Below are 16,549 nucleotides of genomic sequence, written 5' to 3'. Positions count from 1 at the left end.
TTCTTCGAGCGTCCGCTCTCAAGCAACACTGTGCAAGCCGGTGGATTTACTGCCACTTACAATGATGGTGTAGATTACATTACGATTGACGAGTATCTTGTTAAAAAACCGTCAGTTACTGAATTAATTCCAGTTAAAGGTAACTCAATGCAAGACCTAGGGATACTGGATGGAGATACGGTTATTGTTGGAAACGGCATCGAAAAACCTAACGTTTGAATTAAGGGGCTGGCTTTAGCCAGTCCCGCTTGAATGATGGGTTAGCCATAATTTTATAATGATTGGTTCTCAAACTCATATAAATACCAACACCCCTTTAAGTTCTTAAAGCGGTACTCATATTGCCAGTCAGTGCCCTCTTTAAATACAGTAACAGCAGCTTTAGATGCTGTTACTGAGCCAACTTTGTATTCGAGAGCATTTGATTTTATATGTTCAGAAAGTGAAGGGGTCTTTTCTAATTCAGCTTTGGTGACAAGGCCACTAATAGGTTCAGGTTCATCACTACCAGAGTCGTATTTTATGGTTTTTAGTGGATAGATAGTTCGGTTATTCGCGAACTGTTTATTAGATGACCATTTTGAAAAGAACGTATTAAAACTTTCAAGGTTTTTTGCGTTGCAGCCAGCATTAACAAAGCTTGTACTAAATATTAAATAGCTGGAAAAAAATAAAGAAATATTCGCTTCATGTTGATTTGGCTAACGTTTGAATTAAGGGGCGCCGTTAGGCGTCCCGCTTGAATGATGGGTTAGGTTTGCTTTGAATTGTGCGCGCCCAATTTACGATAAATGGTAAGGCTAGGAAAATAATGCCTAGTACAAAGCCGACAATGTAACCCCACTTGTTGTTTTCTGTTACTTTTGCCATATACAGACCTGCGCCCCATCCAACAGGAAATAATAGTAACGTAAAAATTACGACATATAGTTTTCGTATTATTGACAATAATGTTCCCAATATATGTACCTAACAGTTAATATAGAGACCCATGGGTCCGTATATTAATAATTGAATGTTCGTGGAACATGGCTGGAACTCCCTGTCTTTTCTTGGTTTTACTGTTTATCGGTCTCTATATTGAAATATTAATATAGAGACGCATCAGTCTTGTTTTTCTGATTGTAAACTATTAACTTTTTTATCACCACCAAAGGAGTTCAGCTTATGGGGTCAACCACTTCCAGGTAGCCAACCGCCTCGTCTATTAGAACGCGTTTCAATCATCTGCCGTCGTCGGCATTTTAGTTTTAGAACTGAAGAAGCTTATATCCATTGGATTAAACGCTTTATCTTTTTCCACCAAAAGCGCCATCCTGATTCAATGGGAATTCCAGAAGTCGAAGCTTTTCTGAATTATCTTGCGTTTCATCGATCATGCTCAGCCTCCACCCAAACACAGGCATTAAATGCCTTGGTTTTCTTATATCAGGAAGTATTAGATAAGCCTTTAGGACAGATGAAGGGATTGAATCGAGTACAACAGCGTCATCGGATGCCTGTGGTGTTGAATGTTTCAGAAGTTAAGGCGTGCTTAGAGCTTATGAGTGGGACTTGCCAGTTGATTGCGCAACTAATCTATGGTGCAGGATTGCGGGTCAATGAATGCATGGGGCTTAGAGTAAAAGATTTGGATTTTATAACAGGCTCACTGAGTGTACGAGATGGTAAAGGTGGTAAGGATCGCACGACCCTGCTGCCCAGACAGTTAATTGCACCCCTACAAAAACATTTACTTAAGGTAGCTCAGTTGCATCAGTCTGATTTGAATCGTGGGGCTGGGTTTGCTGCAATGCCAGGTGCGTTATATAAAAAATTTCCGTCAGCTTCACGTTCTTTGGCTTGGCAGTATGTGTTCCCATCTAGTGTTTTACGTTTATGGGGAGATGGGAAGATGAAGGTACGTTGGCATATGTCAGATAGCACGATTCAAAAGGCATTTAAAGTGGCTTTAAGACAGGCGAATATCCATAAGCACGCTTCTGTTCATACTTTGCGTCATTCGTTTGCTACCCATCTCCTCAGTGCTGGTACTGATATTAGAACGATTCAATTGCTATTGGGGCATCGTAGTTTGCAAACAACCATGATTTACACCCATGTGATTGAGGCAACAAAATTGGTGACGAGCCCTTTTGATAATCTTTAAGTCTAAATTAGGTCAAGCAGATGTTTTGATTGAATGTCTGCTTGGGGCCGATAATTGCCGTTCTTCCAAAACTAGGGGGCATGTTTTATTGAGGTCATGGTTTGTGAAAACAGTAACTGATAAAATTAGCAGCGATAGTTATCCATAAGTATTAAAACTTGTTTTCTTAGATCAAATATCCGTAGCCAAAACGTAACTTATTGAGAATAAATCACGCTAATTTAGATTAAATGTAGTTAACTTTCAAAGTGGCGAGCGTTGCAAGTTGTTGATTTAATTAAATATAAATACTGCCTATCTTTTTGAAAATCCGCGTGTCGCCAGTTCGATTCTGGCCCCGGCCACCAGAATTTAGAAAGCTCGCAGAAATGTGGGCTTTTTTTACGTCTATTTCTAATTGCGCTAGGAGCCAAGCTAAAGCCACTCCCTTGCGCAATGTTTACGTCACTTCTACCAGCCACCACCAGCCCGACGTCGCATTTGCGACGTAATGAACTCAACGCTAGCGCTTGGCAGCAAGCCCCATCGCGTCTTCCATCACATAATAGATATAGCTTTGCTCTTGTATGCCATGAAACAATTGCGCGTTAGGGCCGCCGGCAAAAATGGCGACATCTTCCCCGCCATGAGTTTCTGATGCCAGCGGCACCATCACTTCTTGATGAAAGTCTGGGTCTTCGGTATTCACAGCACTCATATCCTCTACTCGGCCAGCACGCGGCGCCTTTTCATGCGCATCGCGATTGGTTGCATACCCTGCGCCATTAGCAAAGCTTATAGTAGTGTAGGGGTTACCATCCAGCGCCTTTTCCGGTGTACTATCACCAGGAAAGACTACCTTGCCCAATATGGGGTTGCCACGCTTGGCATAGCCACCTATCGTCAGGGTATGGCTGTGGTCAGCCGTCACGATAATGAGCGTGTCTTTCATATCGACTTTATGCATGACCAATCTAACCGCATCCGATAATGCAACGGTTTCGCTTAACGTGCGGTAAGCGTTATTCGCATGTGATGCATGGTCTATGCGCCCAGCTTCTACCATTAAGAAGTAGCCATTTTTATTGCGCTTTAATACATCTATCGCTTTATCGGTCATTTCGGCCAGAGATGGCTCACCCGCAGCATCAGTTGCTCGGTCATGATCGTATTGCATATGTGACGGCTCAAACAAACCCAATAACCGTTGTCCGCTGGCTGGATTAAAAGCATCAAACTGCGCCTTGTTCCATACATAGTGCGCATTGAATTTAGTTTGGAACTCCCGTGTTAAATCACGCCCATCATTACGCTTACCTTTAATGCTAGGGTATTCTGGATCAGCCTGTGTTTTAGGCAATAAATAAGTACGGCCGCCACCTAACGCCACCTCTAAGCCATCGCCAATCTGACCCGACCCAAAACTATCAACCAACTGCGCGGCAATATCTTTTACATCAGAGCCTAACGGCAAATTACTGTCTGACTCCCAATCGCGGTTGCTCGTGTGTGCATAAGTGGCAGCAGGCGTGGCATGGGTAATGCGAGCCGTGGATACAATGCCAGTGGAGCGACCACTCAACTCAGCCTTTTCTAAAATGGTGGTTAATCTGTTTGCCTGTATCACTGTATTACTAGGCTCTGACCGCGCAACCGATTGATTCACCGACAAGCCGCCATCATTGGTTTTAACCCCAGTCACTATCGCTGTCATAGTTGGCGCTGAATCTGAGGTTTGCTGATTGGCAGAATAGGTTTTAGAAAGCGCTAAATAGGGTAAGTGCTCAAATGCCAATTGATTGCGCTCACCATCCAAACCCTTGCGCTGCCCTTCAAAAATACGGGAAGCGGTGATGGTTGCAATGCCCATACCATCACCCACAAACAAGATAACGTTTTTAGCCCGCCCTAGCTCTGGACGCAGTTGCTTGGCTGCCGCCAAAGCAGCCTCACCGTCGTTAATCCAGGTTTCTGCATTTTCAGCCATCGCCGGCACTGTGCTAATTGCACATATCAGCGTGAGCATGATTAAGCTTAATCTATTCATCGTTGCTATTCCCAACCTATACTTAAGAAAATATTTTATCGATATCTGTATGCAAACACGGGGTAAGACACCTCGGGTTAACCCAGAGAGTCATCATATATGTAAATTGTGACAGCCCCATATCAACACAACTCCCAGCACTGGCCACGTCCACAATTTATGTGGATAACTTTGTGGGTGCGATGGGGATAGCGTAGCTAAGTCACTGCTGCACATAGCAAACGGCTAATCGTAGAAATTTTGAACACAAAAACTCCATACTTCATAATGAGCAATGGCATGTGACAGATACAGTATGGCAATCATGCGCTTACCCTAGCACTCTGACCATAAGCTTATACTTTGCCGGAGATGAGCTTCTGCACGATTTATATTAGGAATATTAACGCTTTATATTCAGGAGGCTATGTTTTGTATTACCATATGGGGAATAATCATCCATCATCTGCAAACCGCGTATTGGCGATGCTGCTTGCGAGCCAATCTAAACAAATTACTGCGTAGCTTGTCTATCGTTGAGAATGATCAAAACTTGCATACCGCAATGCACGCAATGTTATTGAATGCAGGCATAACAAATGCAAGTTCTTAGCCACTTAATTTATTAGTTAATTCAGGTTTATTTAATGAGCACTTACAATGAAATTGACGCACATGACTTATCGGTCATGCTCACCACAAAATCACTTCTACTCGTAGATGTACGCAATGATGACGAGGTAGCTCGTGGCGTGATTGAACACGCAGTGCACATTCCATTAGCGATGCTGCCCGTTCAATATGAGTCGCTAAACAAGGCAGAAACCATCGTGTTTTACTGTCATAGCGGTGTGCGTTCAGCGCATGCAGCGGCGTTTGCTGCCAGCAAGGGCTGTAAGCACGTTTATAATTTAGCTGGTGGCGTGCTGGCTTGGGCGAGAGCAGGCTATCCATTTGTGCAGATCAACACTCAATCTAAATAACTACCCCGCTTTAAGCAACACAGGAAAACCATTATGGATTTTGATAAAGTAGTCGATGCCACCGGCCTAAACTGCCCGCTACCAATTTTGCGCTGTAAAAAAGGCCTTAGCGATATGGCACCTGCGCAAGTACTAAAAATCATCTCAACCGACCCAGGCTCGGTTAAAGACTTTAATGCTTTTTGCGTACAAACCGGGCATGAGCTTTTATTATTAGAAGAAGACGATACCGCTTTTACGTTTTACATTAAAAAACGCGCCAGCTAATTGCACTGTTAGCGATTAACGCTTACAACGCTGATTAGCCACTAGTACCATAAAAAACGCCGCATTAGCAGCCGACTTAATCGGTGCATAATGCGGCGCTAAATCCCACACAGCAGTCTTTATTTAAGTTTGGCTAACTGGCTTAACAGCTTATCCAAACTAGCACTAAACTCTGCCACTCGCGCTTTTTCCTGCTCTACCACCGCAGATGGAGCTCTTGCCACAAAACTCTCGTTATTAAGTTTGGCGTTGGCTTTATTGATTTCACCTTCCAGACGTGCGATTTCTTTGCCTAAACGCTCTTTTTCTGCTGCAACATCGATTTCAACTTTTAGCATCAGTTTAAAATCATTCACTAACATCACCGGTGCATCGGCTTCTGGCAGCTCAGCAACAATCGCTACGTCTTCCAGCTTAGCCAGCGCTTTCAGATAAGGTGCGTAGGCAGCTAACGCCTCGGCATCACCCGCAGCAAACAGTGGCACCCGTGCCGCTGGGGAAATACCCATTTCACCACGCAGGCTACGGCATGCATCCACAGCTTGTTTCAACTGCGCCACCCAAGCCTCAGACACTTCGTCCAACTTGTCTAGCTGCGCTTTCGGATAAGTTTCTAACATAATGCTAGCGCCATGTTTTTCCGTCATCGGCGCGATAGTTTGCCAGATTTCTTCGGTAATAAATGGCATGATAGGGTGCGCTAAGCGCAAGATGGTTTCCAGCACGCGCAGTAAAGTACGGCGTGTGCCGATTTTTTCTGCCTCACTGCCATTTTGCATTTGTACTTTAGCCAACTCTAAGTACCAGTCGCAGTATTCATCCCATACAAACTCGTATATCGCTTTAGCGGCCAAATCGAAACGGTAATCTTCAAACGCGCGCTCAACCTCAGCTTCTGTACGCTGCAAGATGCTCACAATCCAGCGGTCTGCGGCTGAGAATACGCGGCCACCCTCTACGCAGCTACCAAGGCCAAAGCCATTGTCCTGACCTTCTGTATTCATCAGCACAAAGCGCGTTGCATTCCATAACTTATTGCAGAAATTACGGTAGCCATCACAGCGCTGTAAATCAAACTTAATGTCACGGCCAGGTGAAGCTAATGCTGCAAACGTGAAACGCAGCGCATCAGTACCATAGGCGTTAATACCCTCTGGAAACTCTTTACGTGTGCGCTTCTCGATTTTTTCTGCATCTTTCGGGTTCATCAAACCTGTAGTGCGTTTTTTAATCAGCTCATCCAGACCAATACCATCAATCAAATCGATAGGATCTAACACATTGCCTTTAGATTTACTCATCTTCTGGCCTTCAGCATCACGAATCAAACCGTGTACATACACGTGCTTGAACGGAATCTTGCCGGTGATATGCGTGGTCATCATCACCATACGCGCTACCCAGAAGAAAATAATATCGAAACCTGTGACTAACACAGAAGATGGTAAATATTGCTGCAATGCAACATTGGCGGCATCTTTCTCTGCATCGCCGGTCCAGTCTAGCGTTGAGAACGGCCATAAGGCTGATGAGTACCAGGTATCCAGCACATCATCGTCACGTTTCAAGTTGCCGGCATAGCCATCTTTTGCAGCCTGCGCCTTAGCTTCTGCCTCATCATGCGCCACATAAACTTTGCCGTCATCAGAGTACCAAGCTGGGATTTGATGCCCCCACCATAACTGGCGAGAAATACACCAGTCTTGAATATTATTCAGCCATTGGTTATAAGTGTTGACCCAGTTTTCAGGGTAGAACTTGATTTCGCCACTGGCAAAAACATCCAATGCTTTTTGCGTGATAGATTTACCGTCAGCCGCAGGCTTACTCATGGCAACGAACCATTGATCAGTAAGCATAGGCTCAATCACCACATTGGTACGGTCGCCACGCGGTACTTTGAGTTTGTGCTTATCTGCCTTGACCAAGTAACCTTGCGCTTCTAAATCTGCCACCACCTGTTTACGTGCAGCAAAACGCTCCAAGCCAATCAGATTAGCTGGCATCTCGATAGCTTGCTTGCTAGAGCCGTCCGCAGCCCACACTTCAGCTGCTGCAGGAACAAAACCTTGCAGATTAAGAATAACAATCTTGTCCAAACCTTGACGTTGACCGACCATATTGTCGTTAAAGTCATGCGCTGGCGTTACTTTCACTACTCCAGTACCGAACTCTAAATCGACATAGTCATCGGCAATGATAGGAATTTCACGGTTGCATAATGGCAACTGTACAGTTTTACCTATCAGGTGTTTATAACGCTCATCTTCTGGGTGTACCATCACCGCTACGTCACCCAGCATGGTTTCCGGACGTGTGGTTGCAACTGTCAACACGCCTGAACCATCTGCAAGCGGATAGTTGATGTGCCACATAAAGCCGTCTTCTTCTTCCTGCACCACTTCTAGGTCAGATACCGCAGTACCTAGCTTCACGTCCCAGTTTACCAAGCGCTTGCCACGGTAAATCAGGCCTTCGTTATAAAGCTGCACAAACGTCTTGGTCACAGTTTTGTTAAGACCTTCATCCATGGTGAAGCGCTCACGGCTCCAGTCTGGTGAGGTACCTAAACGACGCATTTGTCTAGTGATGGTGCCGCCGGAGTATTCTTTCCACTCCCACACTTTTTCTAAGAACTTTTCACGGCCTAAATCATGACGCGATACGCCTTGTGCATCGAGCTGGCGCTCCACCACGATTTGGGTAGCAATACCAGCATGGTCGGTGCCCGGTTGCCACAAGGTATTGTCGCCACGCATACGGTGATAGCGTGTTAACGCATCCATTAAGGTCTGGTTAAAACCGTGCCCCATATGGAGCGTGCCAGTCACGTTAGGCGGGGGAAGTAAAATACAGAAGTTATCTTGCTTAGCGGCATCTAAACCAGCGCCATAATAGCCTTGCCCCTCCCAGAACTCATACCATTTACTTTCAATGGTTTTAGGGTCGAATGATTTGGCTAGCTCTTTGTTTTCTTGCATATTCTGTGTCGAATGGTCAGTTGTCATAACCTAGCATTTTATCACAGGGCAAACCTGCTGTTATATCGCGAGGTAACTCGCTACAAAAGAAAACAGAACCGCAATGAAAAATATTGAAAAATGCACAATTGCCCAATAACGATAGCGCTGCCTTAGCGCTTGCGGCGTAATGCCGGATATCACAAATAGGCGCTTGCTTTCAGGCTTGGCAATCAAATGCTGCTCATTTTTAAGCAACTGGCTTTGCTGACGTTTAATATCGGAGTATGCCTGCTCCCGCGCATGCTCCCACTCCAGCATATCAATCTCGCCATCCCGGTTCAGATCAAACCGCTGCAATAGTCTGGATTTAGACTGCTTCCACAGTGTGATCAGCTTACCAACTTCATGGTTTATCTCGGCCTCGGTGTGAGCTTGCGTGCTGGCATCTAAATCACCCAGCACATAAATAGACTTGTCCGCGAACAACACATCCTCAATATAGCGATGCCCATTTTGCGTGACCACATGCCGTTTTGCCGCATAAATATCCGCACCTTTAGGATTGACCAAGCAGATACCTGACTCATCATGCAGTTCGAATACTTGTTCGCTGACTTGGTAGTCTTGTAAACGCCACATGTAGTTGCTATCGCGCGTGTACACCCACAACCTGAACCAAACACAATCTACGCCTTGGATTGGACTGCGCATAGGCAAGCGCTGCCTAGACTTGCCAAATAACTCAACATAACCTTGGGCAGCCGAGGCAATGGTTGAAATAGGCACCTCGGATATTGCCAACAGCCTTTTATAGTTAAATGCCCAAGCCAATATAGCCACTAGAGCACTTACCCCAAACAACATGGGGAGCTGCTGCGCTTGCCTATCCTGCAAATCTACATACACACCTGCCAGCACCAGCCCAAGGCAAGCACAGAGGGCGAGCGGATTTAAATAGTAACTACGTAGGCGCATAGCGCCACCTACAACTTGGCATTAAAACGCTGACTCACGTCAACATCGACTAGCTCTTCACTGGAAAATTTAAGTAATGACTCTTTAGCAAAACCAAGCAGCCTTGCCACGATTAAATCCGGAAACTGCTGTACGCGCACATTGTTAATGTACACACTGTCGTTATAAAACTCGCGGCGGTCTGCAATTTGGTTTTCAAGCCCGGTAATGCGAGTCTGCAACATTAAGAAATTCTGGTTGGATTTAAGCTCAGGGTAGCTTTCAGCCACTGCAAACAGGCCGCCTAAGCCTACACGCAAAGCGCTTTCCGCATGGCCTAGCGCGGTGACATCATGCTGGTCGCGCGCTTCATTCACTTGCGAGCGTGCTTGAATCACTTTCTCTAACGTTGCCTGCTCATGCTGCATATACTGCCTGCAAGTATCAATCAGTTTAGGCAATTCATCATGACGCTGTTTTAACAGAACATTGATATTAGACCATGCTTTTTCAACATTATTTTTAACACTGACCAAGCTGTTGTATGTGATCACAAAATACAGCACAACAACGGCTAACACTATCCACACTAACATCATATCCCCTTATTTTTATTGATGATATTGGCCTGCGGCTACTTATAAAACTGTAGTCGCTATGGATAGTAGCATTTACTACTTAAAGATTAAACATCCGCCATCAACACTGGGCCTACTTTTTCCCAGTAGCGAGAAAAACGCTTCAAGCGCCGCTCACTCAGCCGCACATTCGCCAGCCTCGGCGCGTACTCCCAACTTGGAGAAAATGGAGCCAATATCTCTTTAAGCCTAAAGTTTGGTGTGTCCTGCGTAAAAACCTGCCCCACCCCTTTTTGCAGCAGCACAGTATGGGTATCTCCCATCCACACTTCAACATTCATCATTTCATGCAGGCAGTCAGCTACAAACTGCAAACGGTTTAACGACCAGTGACCACACAGCACAGGGTCAAACACAAAGATTTTAGGGTAAGGTTTACTAAGCAGAACATTCTGTGCAGACAGCATTTCATCATGCACCAGCACTGCCACTGCTTTAAATGTATGCGCGGCCTTCATCGGTAATGCTTTAATCTGATATTGCTTTGGGCTAGCGCTGGCTGTTGGCGTAAATAAACGTGCATTCAACGCCTCATAGCTGGCGTCAAACGGGCATTGCACTGTGCACGTGGCGCAATATTTCCCACCTGTATAACGCTCCAGGTTTTCTTTGTTGAAGTAATAGGGCTTAGAACTAAATGTAGAAGCAATCCATTGCCAGGACAAATGATTACTTGCAAAGTCGCCATCTAACAAGTGCGCCTCAAACCAATCAGCCGCTTCACGCCAATCCATTTTAAGGTGATGCACAACATAGCTCGCAAACCACATGCGCGCATGGTTATGCATATAGCCAGTATCCAGCAATTCTTTAATAAAGCCATCCATGCAAGGTAAACCAGTGCTTGCCTGCTTAACAGCATCGCTCAGCGGCTGATAATCAAGGTTAACCTTAGGTGGCTCCATTTCACTAAAGATGGCATTGCCCTCATAAAACCAGACTTGTCGCCAAAAGTCGCGCCAAGCCAGCTCCATTAGTAGGCTTTCACCTTGCAAGCCAAACTTCTGCTTCACAAAAGCAAAAACCTCATTTAAGCTCAAACAGCCGTGGCGTAGATACGGAGATAAATGTGTGACCGCACCATTGATAAAATTACGATTGCGACCATACTGCACGGCATCAATTGCATGCAGCTTTCTCAGCGCGCCAGTTCTACCTCCAGACCAATCCACTGCAAGATCTGGGCCCTTTGCCTGTGCAAAAATACGTTTGATGTAATGCAATCGCTCTAGCCGATCACTAGGAAGATTAAGTTTCTGTGCAGGGCCCATAGGAGTATTTCCTACAATGTTAATGGAGCGTGATATACCACCCAAAAGGGTACACCTTTTTTGCAGAATTTTATATTAAAAAATATTGAAATATCATGCAATAATAATCACCGATGTTTAGGCTAAACACTTATCAATCTTTGTATCAGGATATCAAATGATAGAAGCAACTTGGATTTGGGCGGTATTAGGTATCGTTTTAATCGCGGTAGAAATATTAGCAATTGGTACTTTATATATCTTATGGTTTGGCATCGCCGCCATTTTTTTAGCCATTGTCACTTGGCTGCTTCCCAACATCCCGTATGCAATACAACTCATCGCGTTTGCCATTCTCTCTATCGGGTCTTTGGCAACATGGCGGCGTTATTACAAAAAAACGGATAGCAACTCAGCCGTGGGTCAGTCTCAAGGCGAGGAAATTGGGCGCATCGGCACCGTGACGCAAACAACCAGCCCGGCACAGAGCGGCTTAATTCGCTTTACGCAAGGCCTGATGGGTAGCCGCGAATGGGTAGCCGTATCCGATGAAGTAATTGAGGCCAACAGCCAGGCAAAAGTGACGGCTGTTGAAGGTAATACATTGCGCATTACAAAAATTAACTAACGCTTTTTTAATCTTCTAACTTAAGGAAATTTCCAAATGACAGAGTTTAGTTTAGTACTCATATTTTTAGTGATTGTCGCCATCATTAAAGGCGTGCGCATTGTGCCGCAAGGTGAGGAGTGGGTGGTGGAACGCCTAGGAAAATTTGCTGGCGTACTCACACCAGGACTGCATGTAATTAACCCGATTTTTACCAGAGTGAGCTACAAAGTTACAACCAAAGACATTATCCTTGATGTACCAGAGCAGGAAGTCATCACCCGCGATAACGCAGTGATTTTAGCCAATGCAGTTGCATTTATTAAAGTGACTAAAATTGACCGCGCTGTGTACGGCATTGAAAACTTCCGTGAAGCTATGCGCAATATGGTGCAAACCAGCTTGCGTTCTATCATTGGCGGGATGGATCTAAACCAAGCGCTTACCTCACGCGACCGCATTAAGTCTGAGCTCAAACTTGCAATTGCAGATGAGGCGCTAGACTGGGGCTTAACCGTTAAGTCAGTTGAAATTCAAGACATTAAGCCATCGCCTAATATGCAGGATGCGATGGAACGCCAAGCCGCTGCTGAGCGCGAAAGAGTTGCAGTAGTAACCGAGGCAGAAGGTGCAAAACAATCTCTTATTTTAAATGCAGAGGCACGCTTAGAAGCTGCGCGTAAAGATGCTGAGGCACAGATGGTGGCGGCAAAAGCCTCTGCGGAATCAATTAAATTCATCACCGAAGCAGTACAAGAAAACAACGCATCCGCTATGTTCTTGTTAGGTGACCGTTACATTACTGCGCTACAAAAAATGTCGACATCGGAGAACAGCAAAGTTGTTGTGATGCCAGGTGACTTGGTTGGCGCTGTTAAGAGCTTAGTAGGTGGCAAGTAAATCTAGCCAATTTGCCATGCTGCACATAGCATGCATGGCAAGTTAAGCGCACACGGTACAGGCTGGGTCTTTACTCAGCTTGATGGTACGCCACTCCATAGAAAATGCATCCAGCAACAACAGCCTGCCTTGCAAACTATCACCAATACCCATCAGTATTTTCAGTGCCTCTGCCGCCTGGCAAGTGCCTATCATCCCCACCAGCGGCGCAAATACACCATTCGTAGCGCAGCGTAAATCACTGTCTTCTCCATTGTCGGGAAATAGGCAGTGGTAGCATGGGCTGACATCCGAACGCATATCATACACCGTGACCTGCCCCTCAAAACCAATAGCAGCACCAGACACCAGCGGCTTTTTTAACTGCACACAAAGGCGATTCAACAGATAGCGTGTGGCAAAATTATCACTGCAATCAATCACCACATCCGTCTGTGCGATTAGCTTTTCAAAGTCTGCGGCAGATGACTTTTCGCAAACAGTATTTACCGTGACCTCTGGGTTAATAGCCAGCAGTGTCTTTTGTGCGGATACCGCTTTATTCAGACCCACAGCGCTTGTGGTGTGCACAATTTGCCGCTGTAAATTAGTTAAATCCACCACATCAAAATCACAGATAGTAAGAGTACCCACTCCCGCCGCCGCCAAATATAAGGCCACAGGCGAACCTAAGCCCCCAGCGCCCACGATTAATGCATGGCTATTGACTAGCTTTTCTTGTCCTTCATATTCAATCTGCGGTAATAAAATATGGCGGCTATAGCGGAGAAGTTGATTGTCGTTCATAAGTTAATGCAATTGTCCTGCTTCGATCATGGCATTATAGAGAACATAAGGAGAAATCCAAGTCACGATATGATCAAACTCACCATTGACGTCAGCAGCACTTCTAGGTTCATGGCTTACGAACACGCCATCATCCACAATACCGTTAGCATCAGCATCATTTAAGTTAGCAGTTTCGTCTGCGCCGCCAATGGCTTGATTCCCAGTAGCGCCTATAGAGTAGATAACAGCCACGGCGTTATTAATCAGATAATTTGTTTCTGGCACTGCGGCAGAACACACCGTAGCAGTTATGCCTACAGAGCTAGCACAAACCCGTAAATCTGGTGCCAAATTAGACATACCAACCACATTCATACCATCTGCCTCGTTTACTAGCGGCGTCGCAGCATTATCTGCAATATTGGTCGTAAAGTCTGGGGTTGCGGCGCCACCTGCGCTAGATTGAGCAACAGCATAACGGATACGATTATTCCAGCCATCTAATGCATACCCTTGCGCATCAGCAGGCTGCATACCCAAGGTTGCGGCTGGCAAGAAACCTACAGCCTGCGTACAAGCAGCCGTACCACCTATCGGTTGCTCTATACCATTGCTAACCGCTGTTGCTGGGCAAGGCAAGCGGCCATGCGTCTGCGCGTAACCTAGCAACGCCCTCTTGGCAATCGCTAGCGTATTTTCCGTTTGTAATTGAGCTTGTTGTTGTCGCTGCACTTGCATAGGCATCAGTAGCGCTCCAAGGACAAATCCAAGGATAACGATGACAATGGCCATTTCTACCAGTGTAAACCCGCCAACACGACGATGTGAGAATGATTTTTTTATCATGGTGCTACGATATAAGTATGGTCATTGTAATTTGGAGTTCTTGTTATATTTTGCCTATCAAATATTTGATCTACATTAGCATTTTCAGCACTATCCAGATAATCATTAATCACACATGACGGCCTTAACTGCGCACTACCTTTCGAGAGTGCGCTAAATGGTGCAACTATCGAACGGCCGGTACCAATTAACAAACTATCTACATTTGTTTTGCTGCCACCCGTTAACTTAATACCAGTCCTAGATGAAGCATAGTAAAAATAATCGTACCATTGATTCGTCATAATCCATGTAGGAAGTTGCGATCCTCCCGTATTAAAAACAGGGTCTACGCACGAAGTTCTGGTAGCGCTACCCGCGCCAGCTCCTGAACATGCAACATCCGTACAGCTCAAACTGCAGCGTGAGTTAGCAGAGGTGAACTCCCCTCCCTTAAAAGTAACCGTACCGTTGAAGTTAGCGTTGCAGCTAGCCAGCGCATTACAACTAAAAGTCTGCCCACCTCTTGAGCACGAGCCCGCACCGGTGCAGGTGCAATCTCGCCCTGAGTAAGAGCAAGCGCCAGAATAGCTCGTAAAATTATTATTTTTCCGCATTACAATTGAACTGACATTCGTAAAGCCAGTACTGCAATTTGCACTCGTCACCCCCCCGCCACGACTATAGTTACAAGTAAAATCAGCCGGCGCAACGCTACTTATCGGCAAGACCCCTGCTACGTTTGACGTCACACAGGCATAATCTTTACTGCTACCCAAACTAGCCGCGTAGGGAAAGTAGCCGATTCCTCTTCCATTCGGTCTATCGCCCGAAGCAGGCTCGTAATAGTTTAAAAGAGCATTCTTTAACTCGTTTGCAGCCCGAGCTTCTAGCGCAGTTAATAGCTCGTCTGCTGTGATGAACACCAGCTTATCATTAAAATAGTATGGCTTTTGAAAGACAGTATCATTAGCACCTACTCTCCTAATATCCTCACCCATGATAAATTGGTTAGCTTCCAGCGGAGGAAGAGCATAGTTTTTAAACGGCACGCCATCGGAACTCCTAACGATTCTATCCAAATACTCTCGTGCGTCAGGTGTGGCAGATGACCTATCCTGCCCACCAACTGACGTCCCTGGCGCAATAATTACAGCGGCTACACGATTGGATATAACACTCCCATTTCTATCCACTACCTCTATCCAATCTGTTGCTACATTCGCAATGCCTGGATTGATGATTGGATTAGAGCCTGTGCCGTTGTAATCATGTACTAGGTTTTTAGATACTGCATACCATAATGGCTCACCTGTCCCATCTCGGAAATCTGCACCTAATGCCGCGGTTACTGTAATTCCATGATTATTACAATTTGGATCTAAACCATGAATTGGCAACCTACCAAGTAAAAAGCTATATGAAAAACTTACGTTAGTAGCAAAACAGTCACTATATCCATCGTAATTGCCATCGCCATTCCGGTCCGGATAAGGCATCTGACCCGGATGATTGGGATGGCTCACCGCCCATGCAATCAATGCTGATTTAGCCTCACCTAACACACGCATTGTTTTTTCGTCTTGCTCGACTTGCAAACTTGATGCGTTGAACATTTTATACATGAATGCTGCAGCGCCTAGTCCAATGATGAATGCGATTAGAATTAGCACTATTCCTCGCTGGCCACTACGCCCAAGTGGACGACTACTCATCACCACCAATCACTCCAGCCTCGTCCAACCTCAGTCGCTTAGCTTTTTCCACCACCTGTAGCTCTTTAATTTGGCTGGTTTCTGGCTCATACACTTGTCCAGCTTTAAGCCGAATCTTTTTACCGCTAGCTTGCACATCAACACCTTCGGTATTTGTGGCCTTAGTTGAAAATCCTCTACGGTTGATTCGCCCGACTTGTACATTATCAACAGCGCCCCCCTCTTGCACGGCCTGATTATTAATCCAGAGCGTACCTTTGACCCCATCGCTACGCTTTACGTAGCCTTGCATGGTAATTGGTGCGGAAGTATCAGCAGGCAATTGCTCCGCGTCACTTTCTTGAGCGGCCTCTTGAGGAGTGGCGACCTTTAATTGTTGGCTTTGCCTGAGTTTATCCAGCTTCTCACGTTCAGCAGGCTTGCTAAATAGCCGACCAAAGTCATCATTAGGCGCAGCTTGGATTGCAGTGAACCCAAGGCTCATTAAGCTAAACACAAACGCATGGAACAGCAACTTAAGCATGG

Annotated in this window: 16 protein-coding genes; 6 read left to right on the top strand and 10 right to left on the bottom strand. The window is 45.6% G+C overall.

The features are described 5' to 3' along the window. Positions 1-219, top strand: a 219-nt coding sequence (locus VGD82_RS05805) for a LexA family protein (RefSeq protein ID WP_331019500.1), incomplete at its 5' end; no start/stop codon positions are given. A 507-nt stretch (positions 220-726) separates the two neighbouring features. Here the strand turns inward: VGD82_RS05805 and VGD82_RS05800 are convergent. Continuing rightward, positions 727-870 (bottom strand): hypothetical protein, encoded by a 144-nt coding sequence (locus VGD82_RS05800; RefSeq protein WP_331019499.1) that lies wholly within the window; start codon positions 868-870, stop codon positions 727-729. A gap of 217 nt (positions 871-1,087) precedes the next feature. Between VGD82_RS05800 and VGD82_RS05795 the strand changes: the two genes are divergently transcribed. Further along, on the top strand, positions 1,088-2,149 hold the full coding sequence (locus tag VGD82_RS05795) for an integron integrase (RefSeq protein ID WP_331019502.1): 1,062 nt from the start codon (positions 1,088-1,090) through the stop codon (positions 2,147-2,149). Positions 2,150-2,651: 502 nt separating this feature from the next. On the opposite strand, the gene VGD82_RS05790 is transcribed toward VGD82_RS05795, so the two are convergent. Further along, complete coding sequence (locus VGD82_RS05790) at positions 2,652-4,175, bottom strand: alkaline phosphatase (RefSeq protein WP_331019498.1); 1,524 nt, start codon at positions 4,173-4,175, stop codon at positions 2,652-2,654. Positions 4,176-4,801: 626 nt separating this feature from the next. Between VGD82_RS05790 and VGD82_RS05785 the strand changes: the two genes are divergently transcribed. Together VGD82_RS05785 and VGD82_RS05780 are read left to right on the top strand one after the other, a co-directional pair. Beyond that, positions 4,802-5,137 carry a rhodanese-like domain-containing protein gene (locus tag VGD82_RS05785; RefSeq protein ID WP_331019497.1) on the top strand — a complete coding sequence of 112 codons (336 nt, stop codon included), beginning with the start codon at positions 4,802-4,804 and terminating at the stop codon, positions 5,135-5,137. 33 nt (positions 5,138-5,170) lie between these two features. Further along, positions 5,171-5,404, top strand: coding sequence for a sulfurtransferase TusA family protein (locus tag VGD82_RS05780; protein ID WP_331019496.1), 234 nt, complete (start codon positions 5,171-5,173; stop codon positions 5,402-5,404). 119 nt (positions 5,405-5,523) lie between these two features. On the opposite strand, the gene VGD82_RS05775 is transcribed toward VGD82_RS05780, so the two are convergent. The 4 genes from VGD82_RS05775 to VGD82_RS05760 all read right to left on the bottom strand — a co-directional run bounded on the left by VGD82_RS05775 (position 5,524) and on the right by VGD82_RS05760 (position 11,230). Next, positions 5,524-8,412: a valine--tRNA ligase gene (locus VGD82_RS05775; protein WP_331019495.1), complete on the bottom strand. Its 2,889-nt coding sequence runs from the start codon at positions 8,410-8,412 to the stop codon at positions 5,524-5,526. Between the two features lie 33 nt (positions 8,413-8,445). After that, positions 8,446-9,342, bottom strand: a complete 897-nt coding sequence (locus VGD82_RS05770) for a hypothetical protein (protein WP_331019494.1) — start codon at positions 9,340-9,342, stop codon at positions 8,446-8,448. Positions 9,343-9,350: 8 nt separating this feature from the next. Next, positions 9,351-9,917 (bottom strand): LemA family protein, encoded by a 567-nt coding sequence (locus tag VGD82_RS05765; RefSeq protein ID WP_331019493.1) that lies wholly within the window; start codon positions 9,915-9,917, stop codon positions 9,351-9,353. Between the two features lie 89 nt (positions 9,918-10,006). Further along, positions 10,007-11,230: an FAD-binding domain-containing protein gene (locus VGD82_RS05760; protein WP_331019492.1), complete on the bottom strand. Its 1,224-nt coding sequence runs from the start codon at positions 11,228-11,230 to the stop codon at positions 10,007-10,009. 157 nt (positions 11,231-11,387) lie between these two features. On the opposite strand from VGD82_RS05760, the gene VGD82_RS05755 reads away from it, so the two are divergent. Both VGD82_RS05755 and VGD82_RS05750 read left to right on the top strand, forming a co-directional pair. Then, positions 11,388-11,837: an NfeD family protein gene (locus VGD82_RS05755; RefSeq protein WP_331019491.1), complete on the top strand. Its 450-nt coding sequence runs from the start codon at positions 11,388-11,390 to the stop codon at positions 11,835-11,837. Between the two features lie 36 nt (positions 11,838-11,873). Next, positions 11,874-12,716, top strand: coding sequence for an SPFH domain-containing protein (locus tag VGD82_RS05750; protein WP_331019490.1), 843 nt, complete (start codon positions 11,874-11,876; stop codon positions 12,714-12,716). 42 nt (positions 12,717-12,758) lie between these two features. Here the strand turns inward: VGD82_RS05750 and VGD82_RS05745 are convergent, their stop codons facing one another. Genes VGD82_RS05745 through VGD82_RS05730 form a run of 4 tightly spaced genes read right to left on the bottom strand, consistent with a single transcriptional unit; the run spans position 12,759 to position 16,547 of the window. Further along, positions 12,759-13,502 (bottom strand): molybdopterin-synthase adenylyltransferase MoeB, encoded by a 744-nt coding sequence (locus VGD82_RS05745; protein ID WP_331019489.1) that lies wholly within the window; start codon positions 13,500-13,502, stop codon positions 12,759-12,761. A 3-nt stretch (positions 13,503-13,505) separates the two neighbouring features. After that, entirely contained in the window at positions 13,506-14,330 is an 825-nt protein-coding gene (locus VGD82_RS05740) for a type II secretion system protein (protein WP_331019488.1), read from the bottom strand. Continuing rightward, positions 14,327-16,024, bottom strand: a complete 1,698-nt coding sequence (locus VGD82_RS05735) for a hypothetical protein (protein ID WP_331019487.1) — start codon at positions 16,022-16,024, stop codon at positions 14,327-14,329. Before VGD82_RS05735 ends, VGD82_RS05740 begins: the two co-directional genes overlap by 4 nt. Further along, the gene (locus VGD82_RS05730) at positions 16,017-16,547 is read right to left on the bottom strand and encodes a hypothetical protein (RefSeq protein WP_331019486.1); all 531 of its coding nucleotides are present in this window, start codon (positions 16,545-16,547) and stop codon (positions 16,017-16,019) included. Before VGD82_RS05730 ends, VGD82_RS05735 begins: the two co-directional genes overlap by 8 nt. Between the last annotated feature and the right edge of the window lie 2 nt (positions 16,548-16,549).

This window comes from Methylotenera sp. (genome assembly GCF_036401095.1).
In the GTDB taxonomy this organism is placed as follows: Bacteria; Pseudomonadota; Gammaproteobacteria; order Burkholderiales; family Methylophilaceae; genus Methylotenera.
The sequence above is the reverse complement of the archived record's forward strand: the minus strand, read 5'-3'. Positions and strand labels throughout refer to the sequence as shown.

Bases quoted from the DNA above. Each gene is read 5' to 3' on its own strand.
- VGD82_RS05800 (WP_331019499.1), bottom strand. From the start codon at position 870: ATGGCAAAAGTAACAGAAAACAACAAGTGGGGTTACATTGTCGGCTTT.
- VGD82_RS05790 (WP_331019498.1), bottom strand. From the start codon at position 4,175: ATGAATAGATTAAGCTTAATCATGCTCACGCTGATATGTGCAATTAGC.
- VGD82_RS05785 (WP_331019497.1), top strand. From the start codon at position 4,802: ATGAGCACTTACAATGAAATTGACGCACATGACTTATCGGTCATGCTC.
- VGD82_RS05780 (WP_331019496.1), top strand. From the start codon at position 5,171: ATGGATTTTGATAAAGTAGTCGATGCCACCGGCCTAAACTGCCCGCTA.
- VGD82_RS05775 (WP_331019495.1), bottom strand. From the start codon at position 8,412: ATGACAACTGACCATTCGACACAGAATATGCAAGAAAACAAAGAGCTA.
- VGD82_RS05770 (WP_331019494.1), bottom strand. From the start codon at position 9,342: ATGCGCCTACGTAGTTACTATTTAAATCCGCTCGCCCTCTGTGCTTGC.
- VGD82_RS05765 (WP_331019493.1), bottom strand. From the start codon at position 9,917: ATGTTAGTGTGGATAGTGTTAGCCGTTGTTGTGCTGTATTTTGTGATC.
- VGD82_RS05760 (WP_331019492.1), bottom strand. From the start codon at position 11,230: ATGGGCCCTGCACAGAAACTTAATCTTCCTAGTGATCGGCTAGAGCGA.
- VGD82_RS05755 (WP_331019491.1), top strand. From the start codon at position 11,388: ATGATAGAAGCAACTTGGATTTGGGCGGTATTAGGTATCGTTTTAATC.
- VGD82_RS05750 (WP_331019490.1), top strand. From the start codon at position 11,874: ATGACAGAGTTTAGTTTAGTACTCATATTTTTAGTGATTGTCGCCATC.
- VGD82_RS05745 (WP_331019489.1), bottom strand. From the start codon at position 13,502: ATGAACGACAATCAACTTCTCCGCTATAGCCGCCATATTTTATTACCG.
- VGD82_RS05740 (WP_331019488.1), bottom strand. From the start codon at position 14,330: ATGATAAAAAAATCATTCTCACATCGTCGTGTTGGCGGGTTTACACTG.
- VGD82_RS05735 (WP_331019487.1), bottom strand. From the start codon at position 16,024: ATGAGTAGTCGTCCACTTGGGCGTAGTGGCCAGCGAGGAATAGTGCTA.
- VGD82_RS05730 (WP_331019486.1), bottom strand. From the start codon at position 16,547: ATGCTTAAGTTGCTGTTCCATGCGTTTGTGTTTAGCTTAATGAGCCTT.